This is a genomic window from Streptomyces silaceus, assembly GCF_001419745.1.
Lineage (GTDB): Bacteria > Actinomycetota > Actinomycetes > Streptomycetales > Streptomycetaceae > Streptomyces > Streptomyces silaceus.
On record NZ_LIRJ01000548.1, the window covers coordinates 1 to 3723 of the forward strand.

Below are 3723 nucleotides of genomic sequence, written 5' to 3' on the forward strand. Positions count from 1 at the left end.
TCCGGGGGCGGGCCGTCCGAGGGCCAGGCCGTCCGGGCCGGGGGCGGCGTCGTCCGGACCCACGGGCGTGGTGGGCCGCCCCACGGGCGCGGCCGTCCGCCCCGCAGGAGGGGCCGACCCGCCCCACAGGAGGGGCCGACCGTCACACAGGAGTGGGTGACAGTCACAAGGAGCTTCCGTAACAATGCCGTTGGCAGGTGCGCGGAGCACGGCGCGGCGGCGGGCGACACGGCGCACGCGGTTCGACGGGTTCGACGGGGGTACGCCATGGGCGGCTTGGTGGAGTTCACGACCGACGACGGCGCGCGCGTCGTCATCGCCGACGTGGACGACGACGGCTCGGGCTCCCGCCTGGTCTCCCGCGGCGACGAACCGACCCGCGCGGCCCGCACCTTCGAGGCGTCCCTGGACGGCGCGCGGGCCGCCGCCGAGTCCGCGCTCCGCGTGTTCCGCGAGGGCAGCCTGCGCCCCGACTCGGTCGAGATCGAGTTCGGCGTCCGGATGTCCGCGGAGGCGGGCGCCGTGATCGTGAAGGGCCAGGCCGAGGGACATCTCGCGGTGCGGCTGACGTGGACGCCGGGCGGCTCGGACGCGCCCGCCGACCAGCGGACCCGGTCGAACGGCTCACCCTCGACGCCCTCATGAGCGGAGCGTCCTGGCACGCCCGCATCGAGTGCGGCCGCGAAGTGGGCGCGGGCTTCCTGGTCTCCGAACGCCGACTCCTCACCTGCGCGCACGTGGTGAGGGACAGCGGCGACGCGGCGGTCGGCGTGTCCTTCCCCCACCACAAGGACATCGGCACCGTCCCGGCCCGCGTGCGCGTCCACGGCGGCTGGGACGGGCGGGGCGACGACTCGGGCGACCTCGCCGTGCTCGAACTGGACCGGGCGGTGCCGATCGCCCCGGCCCGGTTCGCCGCACCCGACGACGCGTACGGCGAGCCGCGCCCCCGGCTGCTCGCCTACGGCTTCCCCCGGGGCTACGACGAGGGAACACTCGCCGAATACCGGTCCACGGCCGACCAGTTGATCGCCGGCGAATGGATCCAGCTGGAGGCCTGGAACGCCCATGGCCAAGTGCTGGCACCGGGATTCAGCGGCGCCGCGGTGACCCGCGCCGACAGCGGCCGGGTCGTGGGCATGGTCGCCGCCGCGGCAGGCGCGTCCGGCGTACGCAACGGCCGTATGCTGCCGCTCTCCGTCATGGCCCGGTACTGGCCGCGGCTCGGCGAGCTGATCCCCACCCCGGGCCACCCGGCCCCGGCCAAGGAGCGATTACGCGCGCTCGTGGAGAAGGCGGCCGACAGCGGCCTGGCCCACGAGGCGGAGCGGCTCTACCTCGACGCCGCCGGACCGTTCGGGCCGCCCGTGCCGCCCCAGGGGTTCTCGTCCTTGTGGTCCGCGGCCTGGTACGTGCTCTGGGAGGTCGACGACCCCGACGCCGTGACCCGCTTCACCGACCGGCTCGCCGCCCTCCTCGACGCCTCGGCCGCACCGCCGGCACCCACGGCGGCCGGGCCGGCCTGGGCTCCCATCCTCGTCGAGATCGACCACAGCGGCGCCGGCAGCGACCAGGCCCTCGTCACGGTGTCCGCGTACCGGGAGGGCCACCGCCGCCCGGTCGGCTCGCGCACGCTGCGGCGGGACCAGGTGCGCGAGTACGTGCAGCGGCGCATCGACGAGGCCTTCTGGCAACTGGACTCCGACGCGGAGGAGTTGATCGCCTTCGCGCTGCCCCGTGACTGGCTGAACGAACCCGTGGCCCACTGGCAGCGCAGCACGGACGACCCCACCCCTCTCGGCTGCTCCTACCCCCTGGTCGTCACCGACCGGGCGCGGCGCACCGGCGGGCTGCGGCACCAGCTCTCCCGTACCTGGCAGAAACTGGACGGCGTCGACCGGACGGCACTGCACCGCGTCGAGTGCGGGACCGGTGAGAAGCCGAGCAGCCTCAGGTTCCGGCTGCGGCAGGGCGGGGCCCATCTGGCGGGCTTCACCGCCCCGCCGCGGGCCGACCACGTCCGGCCGCACTTCGAGGCGTCGCTGAACGCCCCGGTGCCCGTGCTGATGTGGCCGCGCACCGGCTGCGAGGGAGCCGAGGACGGCGGAGCGGCCGACCACCGCGGCCACTGCACGGGCACGGCGTTCCTCGACGCGCTCGACGCCCACCTCGCCGCACTGCCGCCCGCCGAACTGCCCCGCCACGTCCTGACGCTGCGCGAGATGGCCGACGCGGCGGACGAGCCGGAGAAGCACTGGGCCAGGGACGTGCAGCTCCTGTGGGACGACCCCCGCTGCTTCCCCGGCACGGCAGCCCCTCTGCACTCCCCTGTCGCCTGAGCGCCGCACCCTACGGAGAGAACGCATGTCCCTGTGGCCCGTGTACACCGGAAACAGCGAGCCCCACGACGGCATCACCGAGCTCCCTCCGCCCCCGCCGTGGCGCGCCTTCGACGGCGGTCCCGAGCTGCCCACCCCCGCGGACGACGACGCGGCCACCTCGCCGGACCGGGCCCACCGCGCGCTGACCTACCGCCCCACCGACCAGAGCGTCCAGCTGGTCAACGCGGCCCTGTACCTGCGGCGTCCGCTCCTGGTGACGGGCCCGCCGGGCAGCGGCAAGTCGAGCCTCGCGTACGCGGTCGCCCGGGAGCTCAGGCTCGGCCCCGTGCTGCGCTGGAACATCACCAGCCGCAGCACCCTGCACGACGGCCTCTACCAGTACGACCCGCTGTCCCGCCTGTACGCCGCGAGGGACGGCGCCATGGGCGCGACGCCGCAGGACCGGTCCGGCGTGGCGGACCACCTGCGCCTGGGACCCCTGGGCACCGCCCTGCTCCCCTACGGACGCCCTCGCGCCCTGCTGATCGACGAGATCGACAAAAGCGACCTGGACCTGCCCAACGACCTGCTCAACATTCTGGAGGAGGGCCAGTACGAGATCCCCGAACTGGTCCGCGTCGCCCGGCACTCCCCGACGGCGCACCTGCCGGCGGACGGTTCGGACGAGCCGGTCACCGTCACGCGCGGCCGGGTGCGCTGCCGCGCCTTCCCCTTCGTCGTCCTCACCAGCAACGGCGAGCGCGAGTTCCCGCCCGCCTTCCTGCGCCGCTGCGTCACCCTCCAGCTGCGCCAGCCGCAGGGCGACCACCTCGAGGACATCGTGCGCGCGCACCTCGGCCGGCCCGACGCCTACGCGCGCGGCCTGATCACCCGGTTCCTGGAACGCGGCAGCGGTGGCGAGCTCGCCACCGCTGCNNGCTCGCCACCGACCAGCTGCTCAACGCCATCTACCTGACCGGCGCCGCGGGCATCGACGCCGCCTCGCGCGACGAGCTGGCGCACCAGCTCATGCCCTACCTGACCCAGCTGAGGGACCCGGGCCCCGATGCCCTCTGACCCCACGCGGCCCGCCCGGCCGGCCGAGGCGCTGGCCGGTGTCCTGGCCCGGGCGGCGGGCGGTGAGCGCCTCTCGGCGACCGAGGTGGCCGAACTGCTGTGGCTGGCCGGGCACACGGCCGCGCCGGAGGTCCCGGAACCACCCGTCGGCGTACCGCGATCCACCGCGCCCGGGGAGGCCGGGCCGAAGGCGCCGGCGCAGGACCGGCCCGCACCCCCCGTCGACGACGCCCCGGCCGACGGCCGTGTCCCGCTCCATCTGTCCGCCGAGGCGGGGACGTCGGAGTCGTCGACCGGGGACACGGCGTCGGCCCCGCCCACCGGC

General features: G+C 75.4%; 3 protein-coding genes and 2 pseudogenes. All 5 read left to right on the forward strand.

All coding sequences use genetic code 11. The features are described from left to right. Positions 1-267: 267 nt before the first annotated feature. Entirely contained in the window at positions 268-645 is a 378-nt protein-coding gene (locus tag AOK22_RS36340) for a CU044_2847 family protein (protein WP_055702944.1), read from the forward strand. Then, positions 642-2339, forward strand: coding sequence for a VMAP-C domain-containing protein (locus tag AOK22_RS36345; RefSeq protein WP_055702945.1), 1698 nt, complete (start codon positions 642-644; stop codon positions 2337-2339). The genes AOK22_RS36340 and AOK22_RS36345 overlap by 4 nt, the downstream gene beginning before the upstream one ends. Before the next feature lie 25 nt (positions 2340-2364). Continuing rightward, positions 2365-3257, forward strand: an 893-nt coding sequence (locus AOK22_RS36350) for an AAA family ATPase (RefSeq protein WP_244165254.1), incomplete at its 3' end; no start/stop codon positions are given. 2 nt (positions 3258-3259) lie between these two features. Next, a pseudogene (locus AOK22_RS43455) lies at positions 3260-3398 on the forward strand (AAA family ATPase); the annotation flags it as partial. Further along, positions 3388-3723 (forward strand): annotated as a pseudogene (locus AOK22_RS36355) (hypothetical protein); the annotation flags it as partial. The pseudogenes AOK22_RS43455 and AOK22_RS36355, both read left to right, overlap by 11 nt.

Excerpts from the sequence above, each read along its gene's own strand:
- AOK22_RS36340 (WP_055702944.1), top strand. The coding sequence starts at position 268 with ATGGGCGGCTTGGTGGAGTTCACGACCGACGACGGCGCGCGCGTCGTC.
- AOK22_RS36345 (WP_055702945.1), top strand. The coding sequence starts at position 642 with ATGAGCGGAGCGTCCTGGCACGCCCGCATCGAGTGCGGCCGCGAAGTG.